Below are 17783 nucleotides of genomic sequence, written 5' to 3' on the forward strand. Positions count from 1 at the left end.
ATATTTTTTCATCTCATTGTAGTTATTATGGTTGTATATCTGTTTATTATTGATGTTTCAGAATTGATTTTATCCTATCTAAATGAACTTCATTAAATTCATTTTCAGGAATGATAACTTGATTCAAATTCTCTTCTAAATACTTAATCCCCTTATCTGTTATCGTAATCTTTTGGTATAATTTTGTATTTTCAAACAATCCTTGATGTGCTACTAATTCATCATTAGCCATTACCGAGATAAGATAAGAGGCATCATTTATTATTCCTAATAGATTAGCAAAAAGATGCCTGAAATGAGAGGACAACGCTACTTCACCTCCTTTTTTCAAAATACTTAGGATAATAAAGCAACAAAGTTTATCATATATAGCTAATTTATTCATAGCGATTACATTTTTGAGATTTCTTACCTGCCTTGCTCCTACCCTCTAAGGACTAACTCCTCTACTTTCTTGAGTTTCCCTCCAAAGTATTTTTTGTCTTCTATGATTTTTTCATAAATATCATCTATACTATTGGCAGGTGAGAGTGTCCATAAACTATAAGGTTTCAATTGTACGACACCTATCTTCTGGAGGGAAGACAGTATCACTCCCAAATCTTTATGGTTGAACCAGCAATCGGTTTTGAGGGCGAAATCTTGATTGTTTTTACCGCAGGCAAGTTCGCTTTGCAGAAAGTCGGTCATTGTAGGATAAGTAGGGGCTAAATATCGAGTAGGAGCAAGATGATACTCTATTTTTCGAGGAGTAACCTCTACAGCCGAGACAAAGCAGATGCCATAACGTTCACCAATGGTTACCACCAACACATCTCCTACTTGAAAATAAGGTGTTTTAGGTTTCTTTGAAGCAGGTTTCACAAGAGGCTTTGGGTTGTCCTCTTGCAGTTGCAGTTTGAGCTTGTCGAGTGCTTTCTGTCGTTCTTTTTGGGCTTTGCTATCTATCTCATTCCAGAGCGGTGTTGCTCCTTGTTCGATGAGTTGCAAGGCTTTGGCGCGTACTTCATCTTTTCGATAACCTATTTTCCAAAGAGAATACGCAAAAGCCGTCCAATAGATTTCTGCAAAAAGTTCATCAATACAAAAATTAGCTTCCTCATTGAGCCAATCCTGTCTGATTTTTTCTATATCCTCACCGTCTTTATAACGTTCAGTAATATTGTTATAAATGTCGTAGGCACTATCGCTATCTATGATTTTTACGCCGTCAATTGCCATAATACATCAATTTACTAATTCGCTAATTCTCTAATTTGCTAATTAATTATTAAAGTTTTTCTAATGATTTTTTCATTGTTTCTGTATTTTTTACCACTCGCGGTATTCATCGGTGATATCTACATTATCGGCTAATTCCAATCCTGTTTTGCGTATGAGTGTATTGAGCCACTCGCAAAGTTCCTCGCGCTCCATTGTTTCTATAAGTCCGTATTTGTCATTAATTTTATTGATTTTCTTTACCAATTTACCCATAGAATTATAAACGGTAGTCGCATTTTTCTTTTGTACCGCCTCACAAAGTGTTTGTACATATTCCGTAAGGGCTGTTTCTACAGCGGTAATGCTTTCTTCTGAAAACATATCATCACCCTGAGCCATACGCTTGCGCCACTGAGTGATAGGTGTTTCGGAAAGGAAAGCTTGCATTTCGGGAATGCGATTGGGGTCTATATTCTTGTTTTGTGATTTGAGGAGGGCTTTAAGGTGGATGCGTTCCTTTTCATATAGTTCTAATTTGAATAGCGTTAGCCAGCACAATTGTTCCTTAGAGTCCAAAGCTAATAATAAGCGAAATTCATCAAAGAAAGGCTCGTAAAAAGAACCTCCATCATTAGCTAAACTTTTACCGGTGAGTTTCTTGCCTATCTTCTGTTCGATAGTCTTTTTATCATCACCAATGTTTAAACCAAAAGGCAATGCTATTTCAGGAATTTTACCATTGGGGGTTACTGGTGGATAAATGGTGATTTCGTGCAAAATGAGTTGGTCTTTTTCCTTGTTATAATTACCCATAGGCTCTCCATAAGCGGGAGCATATCTCACATACCCAGTAAAGAGGCAGCGAATGGTCTTTTCTTCATTATTAACTCGTACCCAAAACAAGTTGCCGTAAGCATCATATTCAGGATTAGGGTTTTGAGGCAAATGGTAGTGACTTAAAAATTCTTTTATTTCGGGAGAATGAATAAGTCTGCCCAACAAATATTGTAATTCCATATTTTATTTTATCAATTTTTTAAACAAATTCACTAAGCCAAGTATAGGTAATCCTACTATTATTGAAAGGATTACGAGTATAAAGAAAACAAAAAGAGCTATTGTTATTACAACTAAACCTAACAAAGGGTTATAGGCATTGACTTTGATTACTTTATCAATGGTAGTGTTCAACAGCCTTGAATGTATTATTCTATTTAGGTTCATTTTTCACTCTTTATTTCTTAAACAATTTGACTACCCCAAGAATTGGCAATACCACTAACATTATAGGGAATACTAGCACATAGATAATACAGAAAATAGCTATCATCAAAAAGCTACCCAAGTACTCGTTATAGGCAAAGGCTTTGTTAAGTCCTTCAACGAGTACTTTAGTAATCCAAAGGTTTTCTATGGTCTTTTTTAGTTGCATCTTTCTATTTTCTGGTTTCGTCTAAGGTAAGTCTAAAAGAAGCTAAGCGGCGTTCTAAAGAAGAAATTGTTCTTATGCTCTATCAAAATCAAAAAGTCCGTAGTAAGTACCTGCTATCTTTTCTAACCTTTCAGCATTCTTGTCGCCTATAGTGAGTAGAAAATCGCGATAGCCCTTAGGCAAGGTCAGCCCGTACTTTTGCTCAAAGGCAAGGATTTCCGCCTCACTTATGGGCGGGTTGAGGTGGTACTGGTGAGCATCGGCACCAAATACTTCTAAGTTTTTATCAGCGGCTTTGGCTTGGGCAAGCTTTTGCTGAATGCGGTGGAGTTGTTCTTTCATTGGTTTATTTTTATATATTCCCATAGACCTCTATATAGGCGCAGGTGGGGAGTTTTTCTTCTACATCAATGATAATTTTCTCTATAAAAATCTTTACTTTATCATCGGTAAATGTATGTTGGCGCAGTTGTGTGATGATTTTTCGGCACAGAGTAGGGTCAAAAACATTGCTGGTTGTACAATTGAAATAGTTTTCGACTTTGTTACACTGGGGTTGGTATAGGGGAAATACGGACTTGAAATCTTCTAAAAGATATTGATCAAAATCTTCTATTGGGATGAAGATAGAGCGCTTGGGCAGATTGTTCAAATTGGCATCTAAAGCACTGATGAGATAGCCCATACCTCTTTCGTTAGTATCTCTTTTATCTTCAACACTTATAGTTAATGAAGTGCTAAAAATGTGTTTTACAGCCTTTTCGACATTATAATTGAAACGCTCGTATACACTTTTAGCTTCCCAATGTTCGCACTCGGTTTCTGCCATTATAGTGGTTATATTTTCTTGGTGATAGAGGGCTATGGCGGCGGGGATATCACCTGCAGTTTGCTCTAATAGGGTTTTGGCTTTCTGCAAGGGAAGAGCAAGCTCAGTTTTGAGGATTTGTATTTCTTTTAGATAATTCATTCAATTAACAATTAACGTGAGTGTCCAAAAGGTTTTATTTGTAAGGGCATCCATTTATAACAAGGGCGTTTGCAGCACATACCCAGCTATCGCTGGCTTTCCTACACAACATAATACAAAAATGATTGATTATCAGACTATTCAACTTTGGTAATTAACAAATTACTTCATTTTGGGGCGGAAAGAGCGTTTTTTGTCAAAACCTTTGCTATCTATTTTTAGGTCATTGGGCAGTTCGGGCGATTGCTCGGCTTGGGTTTTGAGGTCGGAAAGGTATTGCACAATGTGCTGCCATACAAAATCGGGGTCGATATAGATGCCAAGTTCCTGCAAATTCACATAATGGGTTGCCCTATTATCTCCTCTGTAGTCTTTGTTGTAAATGAGCAACAACGGACTTTTCAATACCAACCACGGCGGTCGGTCTTCGAGCTTAAAGATATTCCGTTCACGCGTGGCTTCCATCTGTTCAAGCAAAGTATCACAAGTAGCCGATAGGTAGGAGGTTATCCTAATTTCTTTCCCATCATTCATTAGTACATAGCGCTCACCATACCACAAATCAAATAGATTGTAATGCCAATCGTCAGGCTCGGCAAAATCCCAATGAGTATATATTTTAGAGCGTGTGACAAAGAGGTGTACAAGCGCATTGCCCACATAGAGTGCCGAGTGCAATGCCTCATCGTCGGTGGGGTCATCAAAGGTTAGCCAACTTCTCTGAGGGAGGCTCATCCCTATCTCTGGTGGCAAACGGCGGTCATAGACGAGGTTTTCGTCTATGCCATACTCAGCGACTTTATAGTCGTAGTAATCTTTGAATTTAGAGATGATTTTCATTTTGAATTGTTAACAAGGCACAAGCTATAAGCTCGCGCCAACGAGGGGTCGTAGCACGACGAGCAATTAAAACTAACAAGGGGTTGTCCTAAAAGTTTTTCTTGAGGGGGCGTTTGCAAAACGCCCCTACATAACATACTCTAAAAGTGATTGATTATCAGAGCTATCAACTTTGCCAAAGTGTGAAACTTTGGCAAAGTGTAACAACGCAAAAGCGATTTTGAGACTTTTCGGACAGCCTCCAGCGAGGTGCTAATTCCTATTCTCTATTTCCTATTCTCTAACTTATTAAGTACCTAGTTCAGGGTGATCCCAAGCGTTGTCGCTATCGGTAAGGTTGTCGTTCTCTTGTCCTTTGCAACACAACCATTCTAAACCTGCACGGCGTTCCATTACGATATCTTCGTCTAAACCTGCTAAGTCTGAACCGTATATACGAGCATTTACTGTTGTCCAGTGGTAGCGATAGTGCAAGTCTAAGGCTTGTAAAATTTCTTCTATGGGGCGCAGGGTGGTATGTGCCATAAAGTCATCAAGCCCCTCAAACTCGCCCATTGTATCCATTATCAAATCGCAATCGCAAATCTCATTGGGGAATGATAGTTCTTCTACGATGCCCAGAGCCCATAGTAATACCCATAATGACTCGTATTTCCAAGTGGCATTCATAGCTCCTGCCTCACTTATAGTACCTGCAATCACCTGCTGTTCCATAGGGGTTAGCAACTCAAGGACATTGTATTTTTCCGAAAGAAAATCTTCCGCATATACTCTATCCTCTTGGGAATATTCACCTTTACTGATAGATAAAGCACACATTATAGAAGCAAATGAGCATACCGCCCGCTCTATGACTTCTTTTTTATCACGAGGGGTTACTTCCTCTGTTTCATAACGAAAGGGCAAATGTTCTATATAAGGTACTCCTTGCGACACAAGTATTTCAATACTCTTGTTTTTGCGCTCTTGCGCAGTGATAACATTATTGTTCATAGGGCATAATTTTTTTTATTTATTCCTCAAAATTCATTTCATCTACAAAACAATAGCCATTTTTCATAAGCATTTTTAGGTAATCATCAAAACTGTCGGCAATGACTACCATTTCATCGGGGTCGTGAAGGAATCGCACTACTTGTCCTACTTTACCTGTAGCAGAAGGCGAAAAGTCTATAAAAAGCTGTGAGGTGCCGCCATTGTTCATACAATCGGAAAAATGCAACCAATTATGAAGTTGTGAAGCATCACTCGTAATGCGATTGTCTATCTCTACCTCTTCATACTCTCGATTGATATAATCAGCATAAAAATCAAAGGCTTCATTTTGAGTTTCTACAATCTGGTGAGCCGAAAGCAGATAAAAGGATAATCTCCCATAGCTTCATCAGCGCCTAAAATAAGGTCGCTCACTGTGCCTTTTTCATATTCACGCCAATAAGTGCCGTCAATATGGCGAAGTAAGTCCAGCAAACTCTCAGGCACTTGTGGGTAACGATTGCGGAGGACTTGCAAATCGGCTTCGGTAGCGCCGTGGGCTGTAGCCATAAGATTTTGCCACGCTTCTTCTCCACCGTTATCAATATAAGCTTGTTTCAAGCCTTCAAGGTATTGTTCTACTAAGGTCATAATATTAAATTTATTCCATTTATACTCTCTATTTATTTTTTAGATCTAGAACTATATTCATCTATTATTTTTATCCGTTTCCGCGAGAAAAAAGTCTTTAATAAATGGTAGTTGTCAATACTCAGTTTTATGTGCAATATCCGCTCTATCTTCGAGGTATAGACCTGCATACGAGGATGTATTCTCGTAGACTTTCCTTGCTTTTTGGCAAAAAAGTGAATGTGATGAATACTATTTAAGGGAATTGTATGGGTAAGTGCTTCTTTGTAAAAAATATAAAGCGATTCATTTCGTATTTCTAAAGCGTAGAAAGTACCTCGATAATTCCTTATAAAATCATAGATGAAAGCTACTATTATAGCCACTAAAACAGCTATTTCTATATACTCTACAAAGGAACTATTTTCTCCATTCTGCTGCTCTATAATTTTTTGTACTACACTCCACAATATCCACACAAAAAAAGTACAAGAGGAAATAAGTAGTAAAACCTGAATAATTCTATCATTCACGGCTTTAACCCTAATAGGAGGTAGCTCGTCTTTTGCATATTGATTGTAGGCAATATGCCGATCAAGTACCCATAAATAAGCAAATACATATAACAATACAAAAAAGACCAACGGAGAGAATAAACCAATTACCTCACCTGTAAAGTTGCCACCAAAGACAAGAAAAGGTTTTTTCAATAAAACGTATGATAGATTGAAAATTACCGATACAATTAGTATTATACGTGCTATTTTCAGTAGCTTTTTCGCGAAAATAAATTGATTTTTAGGATCTTTTTTTCTTATTAAACTCATTATTATAAACCTTATTTACACCTATGAGGGGCTTTTATTGCCGAAAACAGATAATAAGTATAATCTCCTTGCACTTTTAAATTAAAAAATCTTGTTAATAATAGACATCAGACGAGGCAGACAGGGCAGACAAATCGGATGGCTATCCCCTGACAACTAATGCCTAATGCCTGACACCTGATACCTGATACCTGACCCCTAACACTTATAATTCACTTTACCTAAGGCAATAGGCTGGGGATTCTGTACTACCCAAGCGGTCGCCAATTCGCACAAGCGTTGGGTGCCAGAGCCGTCATCATCTAAAATATGTTTTTGAATATCAGCTACTTCGGCGAGTTCACTCTCCGAGAGGGGATTACCTTGTTGTAGGTAACCGCTAATAGCAGTGAGCATCTTGCGGTATTCCTTATCCCAGTTGCCCATAGCGTTGCGCAGGAGTTCATCATTCACCCTACCTGCAATACGTACTACCTCACCTTGTACCGTAGTTGCGCTACCACTACCGGGCACCAAAAGTGTCCACGCCTGCTCGTAACGCTCTTGCCATGTATTGCCAATAAGTACAATAGGCGATTTGCCATCGTGTTGTATACGGCGAGGTACAGGAGGTACATCAAAGAGCTTGTATAGTTCTTGGAGCGCAGCATCGGTTTCCTCCAAATACTCTGGGTTGAAATTGTTGCGGTGAAACTCAAAATCCTCGCCTACACGAGTAACTTGTTCTTTGGCAAATTTATTAGGCTTCAATCCTGCTTTGAGGTATACCTCAGCAGCTTTAGCAGCTTTTACAAGATAACCATTGCTTAATCTGGCAAGCATACGCTCCATTACATTATGCCCCATATTATCTTTTGCTTTGATATCAGCACCTTTTTCAATGAGTAGCTGGGCTGCTTCGGCATTATACTCAGCAAAGTGTAAAGGAGTGTTCTTATATTTATCTTGCGCCTCTATATCAGCCCCTTTTTCTAATAGAAGTGCTACTTTTTCTACATTATTCACCTGAGCGTGATAGTGTAGCGGCGTGCGCTCGTATTCATCTCTCGCATTGATGTCAGCGCCTTGAGTGATGAGCCAATCCATTAACTCTAAGGGGATTTCATAAAAAGAAAGCGCGGGTTTATTGAATGAACGGCGATCGTAAGCATTCAATTCACATTCGTTGAAAACGGCTTTAAGTGCGTCTAAATCTTTGGCTTCTAATAGTTCGTAGAAGTTAACGGGGAGGGTTTTCTTTTTCTTTGCCATCTGTTTTAGTGAAAAGAATAGTTAAAAGTTTAAGGGACAAAGATAGTAAATAATTGTTTATAAGCAATTGTTAATTATCAATTGTTTTGTATCTTTGCGCCAACTTTATATTTTCTGATGAAAAAAACTATCTTCATATCCTTTTTAATTCTCTCACTTTCAGCATTGATAAGCTGTGAGTCGGATGATCTTTGCGACCACAACGTAAATACGCCTCGCTTGGTGGTGCGATTCTATAACCAAAACAACACTCGTACGCCTTTTAGCGTAGCAAATCTTACAGTGTATGGCGAGGGTAACACGACTCCTTTGGTGAGCAACACTACTTTAGATTCACTTGCTTTGCCCTTGCGCTTGGAATCTCCTACCACTTATCTGTTTCAAACAGTGGTTTCGGGCACAACTACCAGCACAGCAACTCTTACACTCACTTATACTCCCGAACAAACATTCGTAAGCAAGGCTTGCGGGGTAAAAATCACTTACAACACTCTTTCGGCTACTATTCAAGATGCAAGCAACTCTTGGCTGAAAGGTCTGAACATCAAGAACACTACCGTAGATAATGAAAAAAGAGCTCATATACATTTGTATCATTAGTATGTTGTGGGTTGCAGGATTAAAGGCACAAACAGCTACCCGTACGACTTCACAAACTACCATCGCCTTACCCGAAAAACAAGAAGCCCCCGTGTACAAACAACGGTATGGGTTGCGCGTGGGTGCCGACTTGAGTAAGTTGGTACGTCCTTTTTTTGACAAAGATTACTACGGACTTGAGTTGGTAGGCGATTACCGCTTGACAACCAACTACTATTTCGCGGCAGAATTAGGACACGAAAAGAGAGATAAAAACGAGGATTTTTATACTTATACTACCCAAGGTCAGTTTTTGCGTGCAGGTTTTGATTATAATACCTACGGCAATTGGTATGGTATGGAAAATATGATTTATGTAGGGGCTCGCTATGGCATTTCGCTCTTCTCTCAAGACCTCACTTCCTATACAATCCACAAGGACAACCAATATTGGACTGAAAATATCATAGGCTCTGATCCTTCTTTTTTGAAGAAATACGACGGACGTACAGCACATTGGTTGGAATTAGTTGTAGGCATCAAAGCGGAACTCTTGCACAACCTCTATGCAGGGGCAAGTGTGCGTGTAGGGCTATTGGTTGCACAAACGGACAACAGCGGTTTCCCTAACTATTATATTCCTGCTTTTGGCAGGGTACACGAAGGAAGTAGATTTGGCGTAGGTTTCAACTACACGCTCAGCTACCTCATCCCACTTTACAAAAAAGAGAAAAGGAAAGAAGAGGCTGATGGCCAAAAAACCAGCTCCTCTCCTACCCCATCGGCACCTGCCAAAAAACCGAAAGGAAGGAGATAATGACGAGTGACGAATGACGAGTGACGAATTACGAATGACGAGTGACAAATTACGAATTACGAATGAGTAGATATATTACTTTTTTTCTGCTATTAGTTTGTTCTGTGGTTTGGGGGCAGGATGTGGAAGCTATACTTACTGAAAAAGTAAAACTCCTTGACAAAAGCTATACTACTAAAGAATTACAGACTTTAGCTAAAGATTTTGAAACTCTTGCTACCTCAGCGGCTTCACATTGGCTTACAAATTACTATGCGGCTTATGTGAACATACGCCTCGCTGATATGTCGCAGGGAGATATGATCGATAGTTATTGCAATCAGGCGGAGAAATATTTGAAGATAGCTGAAAAACAACCTGATGCCGATGTATCGGAAATCAATGCTTTATACGCCTATCTAAACAGTGCTAAAGTGAAAGTAAACCCAATGTTTCGCGGGTCTAAATACGGAAAAATATGTAAAGCATACATTGAAAAAGCTATCAAGGCAAATACCGAAAACCCACGTCCTTATGTGATTCGTGCCATCGGCATTTACTACAAACCTAAAATATTAGGTGGCGGCAAGGAAAAAGCAGCACCTATAGTTAAAATAGCCTTAGAAAAATTTAACCATTTCACTCCTAAAACGCCTAATCACCCGCATTGGGGGAAAGGAATGATACAAGGTATCAGGTAACAGGTGTCAGGTATCAGGTGTTAGGGGGCAGGTAAAGCCAGCGAATTGGTTTAGCTGGGTATGTGAATAACAAGTAACAAAAAATGCATAAAGCTGGATTTGTAAATATTATAGGAAACCCTAATGTAGGGAAATCTACCCTTATGAACGCCTTTGTAGGCGAAAAACTTTCTATTATCACCTCTAAAGCACAAACTACACGACACCGCATTTTTGGTATCGTAAGTGGTGATGATTTTCAGGTGGTTTTTTCGGACACTCCTGGAATTATCAAACCCTCATACGCCTTACAAGCCTCGATGATGGACTTTGTGAAAAGTGCTTTTGAAGATGCTGATATTCTTATCTATATGGTAGAAATAGGCGAAAAAGAACTGAAAGACGAAGTTTTTTTTAATCGCATCAATAAATTGGACGTGCCTGTGTTGTTGCTCATCAACAAAGTGGATACTTCCGACCAAAGTACATTGGAAGAACAAGTAGCTTACTGGAAGGAAAAAGTGCCTCGTGCTGAGATTTTTCCTATTTCGGCTTTGCGCAACTTCCAAACAGAGGTAGTGTTCAACCGCATTATAGAGCTTTTGCCAGAATCACCTGCTTTTTTCCCTAAAGACCAACTCACCGACAAACCAGAGCGCTTTTTCGTAAATGAAATTATACGCGAAAAAATACTATTGCACTACAAGAAGGAAATCCCCTATTCGGTAGAAGTAGAAACTGAAAGTTTTGCGGATAGCGAGACGATTATTCACATTCGCTCAGTGATAATGGTAGAGCGCGAAAGTCAGAAGGGGATTATCATAGGTCATAAAGGAGAAGCCTTAAAACGAGTAGGTGTGGAAGCCCGTGTTGATTTAGAGAAGTTTTTTGGCAAACAAATACACTTGGAACTTTTTGTAAAAGTAAATAAAGACTGGCGTAGCAATACACGACAATTAAGGCGTTTTGGCTACGATACTAATTAGCAAATTGAGAAATTAGCAAATTAGCAAATCTATTATGATAAAAAAGATACTAAAAATACTTGTAATCATCTTTTTGCCCTTTTGCATACAAATATTTGCATCGGGGCGCAACAAGATGCGTATTGTGAAAGAGGTGGTGGTAGACCATCAGGACGAGAATATGTACGTTACCGATGAGACTATACGCCGCACTATCTTCAAAGATCCTCAAGCACAACAACCGATGGGACTCCTTCGGCTAAATGAAATCGAAAAGCTCTTAGACAACAATGTGATGATTGAGAAATCGGAAGTGTTTTGCACGATTGATGGCACCCTAAATGCCAAAATTAAACAGCGAGAGCCTATCGCTCGTGTGTATGACGGAGCAGGGGTGTACTATATGGATACCCAAGGGAAGAAGATGCCTCTCTCGAGTTCTTACTCGGCGCGAGTACCTGTACTCAGAGGTAATACCGAACAGTATTGGCAATCCTCCTACGCACTGATGCAGTTTATACAAAACGACCAATGGATGGCTGAGAACATCACAGAAGTATTAGTAAAACCTAATGGCGAATACGAATTTTTAATGCGCGTGCCTACTTTTAAAGTTGTTTTTGGCAAGTTTGAAGACGAAGCGCTCAAGAAAGCTAATCTCAAAGCCTTCTATAAACAGTTAGAAAAAACTAACAAACTGAACGAATACAGCATCGTAAATCTAAAATATATGAACCAAGTGGTGTGTAAAAGATGAGATAATTGGCAAATTAGCAAATGAGATGATTAGCAAATTATAGAATAGAAAAAACAGAGGTTACTAATGCGTAGCCTCTGTTTTTCTTATCTCTTACTTCTTACCTTTCTATCTATTAGAAAGGTACCATTTTACGGTTTTTTGGATACCTTCTTCAAACTGCAAGGAAGGTTCCCAACCGAGTTCATTTTTCAATTTAGTAGCATCAATAGCGTAACGGAGGTCGTGACCAGCACGGTCGGTTACGAAAGTGATGAGCTTTTCGGAAGTACCTTCAGGGCGACCTAACTGCTTATCCACCTCTTTGATGATTACCTTCACCAAATCGATATTACGCCATTCGTTAAAGCCTCCAATATTGTAGGTATCACCGTCTTTTCCTTGGTGGAAAATAGTATCAATAGCACGAGCGTGGTCTTCCACAAAAAGCCAATCGCGGATATTTTCACCTTTACCATAGATAGGTAGCGGTTTATTATCTACAATATTATAGATACACACCGGTATTAACTTTTCAGGATATTGGTGAGAACCGTAATTGTTGGAACAGTTTGAAATCACCACAGGCAGTTTGTAAGTGTTGTGATAAGCTCTCACAAAATGGTCAGAGGAAGCTTTAGATGCCGAATACGGTGATTGGGGGGCGTAAGGCGTTTGCTCTGTAAAGAGTGCTTCGCCTATTTCTAAGGCTCCATATACCTCGTCGGTAGAGACGTGATAAAAGCGTTTACCTTGCATATTATCTTTCCACACTTCACGCGCTGCTTGCAAGAGGCTCAAAGTACCCATCACATTCGTTTTCGCAAAGATAAAAGGGTCTTCAATACTTCTATCCACGTGACTTTCGGCAGCAAGGTGGATAATGCCGTCGATATGATGTTCAGCGAAGAGGGCTTTCATACGCTCGTAGTCGCAAATATCCGCTTGTATAAAGGTATAGTTAGGGGCATTGGCTACATCGGCAACGTTTTCTAAGTTACCAGCGTAAGTGAGTTTATCTAAGTTAAAAATGTGATAGTTAGGGTATTTGTTTACAAATAGCCTCACGACGTGAGAGCCTATAAAGCCAGCTCCTCCTGTGATTAAGATGTTTCTTTTCATTTATTTATTTGCCATTTCAAAAACTAATTCACCACCTTTTAGAAGGTCTTGGTGAGAAATATGCCATTGAGAGTATTCCTTGCCGTTGAGTTTTACAGATTGGATATACTTATTGTCTTTAGATACATTTTTAGCAATGATTGTAAATGTCTTTCCGTTAGGCAAGTGTATGGTTACTTTATCAAATAGTGGACGACCGAACTCATACTCGGTAGAAGCTGGATTCATAGGGTATAAGCCCATAGCGCTCCAAATGTACCAAGCCGACATCTGTCCGCAATCCTCATTGCCACTAAGTCCGTTAGGGGTAGTGTTGTACTGAGTTTGCAAGATGCGATCTACCCAATATTGGGTTTTCTTAGGTTGTCCTGCTACGTTGAACATATAGGCAATATGGTGGCTAGGTTCATTGCCGTGTGCATATTGTCCTATGAGTCCTGAAATATCAGGAGAGGTGTTATCACCAGTGATTTCAGAACTTTCGGTAAAGAGTTTTTCTAAGTGTGTTACAAAAGGTTCATTGCCTCCAAATAGGTTGATAAGTCCTTGTACGTTGTGAGGCACAAACCAGCTGTGTTGCCAAGCGTTACCTTCGGTATAGTCGGTATTTTCGCGGTGGTCGGAGCGTTTAGGGTCAAAAGGCGTGCGCCATTTACCATTGGTGCTTTTACCACGCATAAAGCCCGTTTCTTTATCAAATAAATGCGTGTAGGCTTCTGAGCGTTTGGTAAAGAAGTCAGCATCTTCGGCTTTACCTAAGGCTTTAGCCATTTGCGCCACACACCAGTCGTCGTAAGCGTATTCAAGGGTAATAGTAACCGACTCGTCTACCCCTGCGTTATAAGGAATGTAGCCATATTTTTTGTACGCTTTGAGTCCGCGATCATCTTGCATCATTGTAGTTTTCATTGCCTCATAAGCCTTTTCAGCATCAAAACCACGTACGCCTTTGAGGTAGGCTTCGGCAATCACAGCTACCGAGTGATAGCCCGTCATTGTATTGGTTTCATTGCCGTAGAGCGTCCAAACGGGTAACACTTTGTGCACTTGGTAGTAAGCTAACATTGAGTTGATGATATCGGCGGTTACTTTGGGTTGCAAAAGCGTGAGCAGAGGATGCTCCGCGCGGAAAGTATCCCACAGAGAAAGGGTAGAATAAGCAGTACCTTCAGTTTTTACAATCTCGTCGTTTTGCAATCTAAACCATCCATTCTTGTCAGAAAAAGTTACAGGCGCTACTTGTGCGTGATAGAGGGCAGTATAGAAAATTGTTTTAAGCGAATCAACAGGGGTTTCTACTACTATACTGCTGAGGGTCTTCTCCCATTGTTGTTGTGCTAATGATTTGGTTTTATCAAAATTAGGAGCGTTGTATAACTCCAAGTTATCTAAAGCATTTTCTTCATTCACTGAAGAAAGAGCTACTTTTACCTCTAACTTCACATCAGTATTATCAAAGAAGATTTGCCCTGAAGTAATATCCTCTTTGTGTTTTTGATAGGTAATATTTTTTATAGGCTTAGAAAACTGAATCGCAAAGAACACTTTTTGGTTTTCAGCCCAGCCAGTACTATAACGATAACCTGTGATAATATTGCCGTTGTTATTAGCATCTAACTTCTTACGTGATTGGCTAAAAAAAGTTTTGGTAGGGCTATCCCAGTTGATAGCAAATCCCAAGTTCAGTAGTACTGATTGTTCTGCTCCTTTTTCAAAAGTATAACGATGTACAGCGTAACGTTGTGCCGCAGTAAGTTCGACGTTCACTTTGGAGTCTTCTAAATACACTTGGTAATAACCAGGTTCTGCTTTTTCGTTCTTATGGCTATATTTTGATTTGTAAGGCACCATATCGCGAAACTCTTGGACATTCACAGGATATTGCTCTTTGCGACCGTATTTGAGTACGCTGAGGTCATACTCTTTAGTAGTAGGCATTAGCAAGATGTCGTTTAGGTCGCCTATCCCCGTACCACTAAGGCTCAAATGTCCAAAACCTACCATAAGGCTATCGGAATAGTGGTAACCAGAGCACCAATCCCAGTGACTAAGACCATTCACGGGGCTGACTTGTATCATACCGAAAGGGGTAGTTGCCCCAGGGTAAGTATGTCCGTGCCCACCAGTACCAATGAATGGGTCTACATAGCTAATCAACCGTTTTTGAGGGGTTTGTGCCTCTTTTTGTATAGGGGGTTGAGGATTGTTGCAGGCAGCAAGCACTAAGGATGCTACTGCTAAAAGGGTGATATGTTTTAACTTCATTGTAATAATAATTAATTTAATTGGGGCAAAGATAATAAATAATTACGAATGACGAGTTACGAATGACGATTTTTTGCAGTATTTGCTTTTAAAAAACGCACCCCAATTCCTCACATATTCCACTCTTGCAGACTTCTCAAAAGAGGCTTTTTTCTTAACTCTTAATAAAATAATGTAAGTCCGATGTAAGTAGTTGTTTAAAAAGCAGCAAAATATTTTTAATCTCCCACTAATTTCACGAATTTTCACCTGACGGTGAATTATTTTGTGAATATATTATGTTACAAAGATGTAAACTAACATTCTGTTATATCGAACTCACGTTAATATAATTGTAAATCAGTGTTTTGCTATATCGAACTGAGGTTAATAGTAGGCTATTTTTAACTCTTGATTATATTTTTAGATCGTTTTTCTCAAAACAGATATTGTAATGAAGTTTTGAGTGTTGAACTGAGAGGATTATGTGTTTTAGCTGTAGAGAAGAGGTAAGAAAAATCGAGTTGGAGTGATTTGTATTTAACCCCTGTGCCCACAGTGAAATACTGTAGATCACCTTTGTTAGGGTGCTGATAATGATAGCCCGTACGTACAAAAAACTGCTGATTATAAGCGTATTGTACACCTATTGCTTTACTAATTTCGTGCCACTCTTCCGAAAAACCATTAGGGGCATCGCTAAACGATTTGAAAATGCCTTGTAGAAAATCTTCATTACCTTCAGGCACTGAGGGAACTAACAATTTATTAGCTTCTACTAATAACGAAATAGAATGTAATTCACTAAATAACAGATTGTAAGAAGCTCCTATTTTTAAATTGGTTGGGATAAAATACTCTTTGCCTAAATCCTCATACTTTACTTTAGCTCCTATATTAGAGAGCTGAAAGCCCCACGTATAATATCCCCAAGCATTACCTATAGGGTGTTCACGAGAAGTGTAGTAGCCTGAAATATCAAAAGCAATACTCCGTGCTGTAGTATTCCCTTCTGACGGCAAGCGCAGAGCTGATTGCAAATAGCGAGTTGCTACTCCCATAGCAAATTGTTCGCTGAGTTTGAGATTATAGGACAGGTCTGCTGCAAATTCTGACGGACGTACATTGCCTGCTAAATAAGCATTACTGCCTATATTTTGAGTAAGAGCTACTTCACCTATAGTAAAATAAGTAAAACTTCCTTCCCACGCACTTCGGCGTAAGCGCTTGTAGTAAGTAACATTGCCTAAGAACACATCTTTGGCTAACTTGTTTAAATAGGGTGAATAACCTACTCCCACTCCTGAAGTAGCCTCAGCAAACACATATTTAGCAGCATTCCATCGCTGAGAAAACACATCTGGAGATGAACATACCCCTATATCTCCCATTCCTGAAGCAGTAGCATCTGTACTGAGCAACAAAAACGGAAAAGCCGTAGTAATAGGTTTTTCTTCCTGAGCGAACATAGGGAAGACGGTTATAAAAATGAGTAGGTTGTATAGGTGTTTCATAAATGCTAAAGTTTTATAACTTACATAGGTGAGGTAGCAGCTTTTTTCATCTCTAATATTTCTCTTACTATATCCGCACTAAAAAATAAGAATGACATACTTATTAAAAAGAATAAAACAGTAAGTATTATAGAAGCTGTATTACTACCAAAAAACTTAGGTTTCTCTTTTTTAACAATTTGTTTTCCTCTACCACTTTTGTAATACTTAAAGTAGAACAAAAGCATTAGAAGTGCCGTTATACTTACCATTTGAAAAACACTTAAAGTATAACCGAAAAAAAATGCCAATCCCATATCAAGTGAAAAGTTGATTATCAAAGAAAAAAGAAACCCTAATGCCCAAACAGTTCTTGAATGAGGTTGATTATCAGACATAACCTTCACATAAAAAAGATAAATATAATAATAAAGCACGTCCATCATTTGCCGTAATTTTCATAAAAATAATTCCAAAAATATTCATTGGATTCAGAAGGTTTTCCATACCTCTTCTCCCAGTGGTTATACCAGTAGCGATATGTAGATTCTTGGTACCATTCCATACCAGTCGTAAACCTACCAAGTTCCCAACCTATTCCCCAAGCAACACCTGGTATTCCTCCAAATGTTGAAAGAATATTAGATCCTTGTTCAAGCCCCCATTGAGTAGTATTTATCTCGCCTTTTCGTCTTTCTATTTCTATAACTGCAGCATTCTAAAATCCTAAGACATTACCTGCCCAAGCAATTCTATTTGACATTGTTTTAGCAAATTTATTTTTACCTCCTGTAATTCCATTTCCTCCCCAATTTTGCTTATATATTCTAAAGTTTTTACCCATCCAAGTACCATATCTTTCACTATAATATAATTCATTACCAATAGTTGTCAGTGTTCCTGCATAAATTTTTCACCCAGGAGCTTTTCCTTCCTGAGGTACAAACTGATTTTGATAAGGTGCAGATTGATTTTGATAAGGTGCAAATTGATTTCTTGGATTCTGCATTAGAGTTCCTACTGCATTGGAAACATACGTG

22 protein-coding genes are annotated in these 17783 nt (G+C 39.0%); 5 read left to right on the plus strand and 17 right to left on the minus strand.

All coding sequences use genetic code 11. The features are described 5' to 3' along the window. Nucleotides 1-46: 46 nt before the first annotated feature. The 12 genes from I7X29_RS13645 to I7X29_RS13695 form a co-directional block, all read right to left on the minus strand. Nucleotides 47-385 (minus strand): hypothetical protein, encoded by a 339-nt coding sequence (locus I7X29_RS13645; RefSeq protein ID WP_198475438.1) that lies wholly within the window; start codon nucleotides 383-385, stop codon nucleotides 47-49. 38 nt (nucleotides 386-423) lie between these two features. Further along, a complete protein-coding gene (locus I7X29_RS13650) occupies nucleotides 424-1221 on the minus strand; it encodes a hypothetical protein (protein ID WP_198475439.1) in 798 nt (265 codons plus the stop codon). Nucleotides 1222-1311: 90 nt separating this feature from the next. Next, a complete protein-coding gene (locus I7X29_RS13655) occupies nucleotides 1312-2220 on the minus strand; it encodes a hypothetical protein (RefSeq protein ID WP_198475441.1) in 909 nt (302 codons plus the stop codon). Nucleotides 2221-2437: 217 nt separating this feature from the next. Then, entirely contained in the window at nucleotides 2438-2635 is a 198-nt protein-coding gene (locus tag I7X29_RS13660) for a hypothetical protein (RefSeq protein ID WP_198475443.1), read from the minus strand. A 72-nt stretch (nucleotides 2636-2707) separates the two neighbouring features. Next, nucleotides 2708-2977, minus strand: a complete 270-nt coding sequence (locus I7X29_RS13665; RefSeq protein ID WP_225883767.1) for an SMI1/KNR4 family protein — start codon at nucleotides 2975-2977, stop codon at nucleotides 2708-2710. Between the two features lie 10 nt (nucleotides 2978-2987). Next, nucleotides 2988-3605, minus strand: a complete 618-nt coding sequence (locus I7X29_RS13670) for a hypothetical protein (protein ID WP_198475445.1) — start codon at nucleotides 3603-3605, stop codon at nucleotides 2988-2990. Between the two features lie 162 nt (nucleotides 3606-3767). Further along, nucleotides 3768-4445, minus strand: a complete 678-nt coding sequence (locus I7X29_RS13675; RefSeq protein ID WP_198475447.1) for a hypothetical protein — start codon at nucleotides 4443-4445, stop codon at nucleotides 3768-3770. Between the two features lie 288 nt (nucleotides 4446-4733). Next, a complete protein-coding gene (locus I7X29_RS13680) occupies nucleotides 4734-5438 on the minus strand; it encodes a DUF4272 domain-containing protein (protein WP_198475449.1) in 705 nt (234 codons plus the stop codon). 19 nt (nucleotides 5439-5457) lie between these two features. Continuing rightward, on the minus strand, nucleotides 5458-5802 hold the full coding sequence (locus I7X29_RS15525) for an SMI1/KNR4 family protein (RefSeq protein WP_225883771.1): 345 nt from the start codon (nucleotides 5800-5802) through the stop codon (nucleotides 5458-5460). Continuing rightward, the gene (locus tag I7X29_RS15530) at nucleotides 5778-6071 is read right to left on the minus strand and encodes a hypothetical protein (RefSeq protein WP_225883768.1); all 294 of its coding nucleotides are present in this window, start codon (nucleotides 6069-6071) and stop codon (nucleotides 5778-5780) included. The genes I7X29_RS15525 and I7X29_RS15530 overlap by 25 nt, the downstream gene beginning before the upstream one ends. Before the next feature lie 32 nt (nucleotides 6072-6103). Continuing rightward, nucleotides 6104-6760: a hypothetical protein gene (locus I7X29_RS13690; RefSeq protein WP_225883769.1), complete on the minus strand. Its 657-nt coding sequence runs from the start codon at nucleotides 6758-6760 to the stop codon at nucleotides 6104-6106. 315 nt (nucleotides 6761-7075) lie between these two features. Then, entirely contained in the window at nucleotides 7076-8128 is a 1053-nt protein-coding gene (locus I7X29_RS13695) for an ankyrin repeat domain-containing protein (protein ID WP_198475453.1), read from the minus strand. 117 nt (nucleotides 8129-8245) lie between these two features. On the opposite strand from I7X29_RS13695, the gene I7X29_RS13700 reads away from it, so the two are divergent. The 5 genes from I7X29_RS13700 (at nucleotide 8246) to I7X29_RS13720 (ending at nucleotide 11905) form a co-directional block, all read left to right on the plus strand. Then, the gene (locus I7X29_RS13700) at nucleotides 8246-8728 is read left to right on the plus strand and encodes a DUF6452 family protein (protein ID WP_126371905.1); all 483 of its coding nucleotides are present in this window, start codon (nucleotides 8246-8248) and stop codon (nucleotides 8726-8728) included. Continuing rightward, nucleotides 8694-9524: a DUF6048 family protein gene (locus I7X29_RS13705; RefSeq protein WP_198475455.1), complete on the plus strand. Its 831-nt coding sequence runs from the start codon at nucleotides 8694-8696 to the stop codon at nucleotides 9522-9524. The genes I7X29_RS13700 and I7X29_RS13705 overlap by 35 nt, the downstream gene beginning before the upstream one ends. A 62-nt stretch (nucleotides 9525-9586) precedes the next feature. After that, nucleotides 9587-10204 (plus strand): hypothetical protein, encoded by a 618-nt coding sequence (locus tag I7X29_RS13710; RefSeq protein WP_198475457.1) that lies wholly within the window; start codon nucleotides 9587-9589, stop codon nucleotides 10202-10204. 83 nt (nucleotides 10205-10287) lie between these two features. Next, on the plus strand, nucleotides 10288-11169 hold the full coding sequence (gene era / locus I7X29_RS13715) for a GTPase Era (protein ID WP_198475459.1): 882 nt from the start codon (nucleotides 10288-10290) through the stop codon (nucleotides 11167-11169). Nucleotides 11170-11200: 31 nt separating this feature from the next. Next, complete coding sequence (locus I7X29_RS13720) at nucleotides 11201-11905, plus strand: cell division protein FtsQ/DivIB (RefSeq protein ID WP_193433094.1); 705 nt, start codon at nucleotides 11201-11203, stop codon at nucleotides 11903-11905. A gap of 108 nt (nucleotides 11906-12013) precedes the next feature. Here I7X29_RS13720 and rfbB read toward each other — a convergent pair whose 3' ends face one another. The 5 genes from rfbB to I7X29_RS15635 form a co-directional block, all read right to left on the minus strand. Next, entirely contained in the window at nucleotides 12014-13006 is a 993-nt protein-coding gene (rfbB, locus tag I7X29_RS13725) for a dTDP-glucose 4,6-dehydratase (RefSeq protein ID WP_198475461.1), read from the minus strand. Further along, complete coding sequence (locus tag I7X29_RS13730; RefSeq protein ID WP_198475463.1) at nucleotides 13007-15271, minus strand: GH92 family glycosyl hydrolase; 2265 nt, start codon at nucleotides 15269-15271, stop codon at nucleotides 13007-13009. Between the two features lie 416 nt (nucleotides 15272-15687). After that, entirely contained in the window at nucleotides 15688-16764 is a 1077-nt protein-coding gene (porV, locus tag I7X29_RS13735; RefSeq protein ID WP_198475464.1) for a type IX secretion system outer membrane channel protein PorV, read from the minus strand. Nucleotides 16765-16784: 20 nt separating this feature from the next. Continuing rightward, nucleotides 16785-17189, minus strand: coding sequence for a hypothetical protein (locus tag I7X29_RS15535; RefSeq protein ID WP_225883770.1), 405 nt, complete (start codon nucleotides 17187-17189; stop codon nucleotides 16785-16787). 272 nt (nucleotides 17190-17461) lie between these two features. Then, entirely contained in the window at nucleotides 17462-17587 is a 126-nt protein-coding gene (locus tag I7X29_RS15635) for a hypothetical protein (RefSeq protein ID WP_262895904.1), read from the minus strand. Between the last annotated feature and the right edge of the window lie 196 nt (nucleotides 17588-17783).

The sequence above is a fragment of the Capnocytophaga periodontitidis genome, assembly GCF_016126015.1.
GTDB lineage: Bacteria > Bacteroidota > Bacteroidia > Flavobacteriales > Flavobacteriaceae > Capnocytophaga > Capnocytophaga periodontitidis.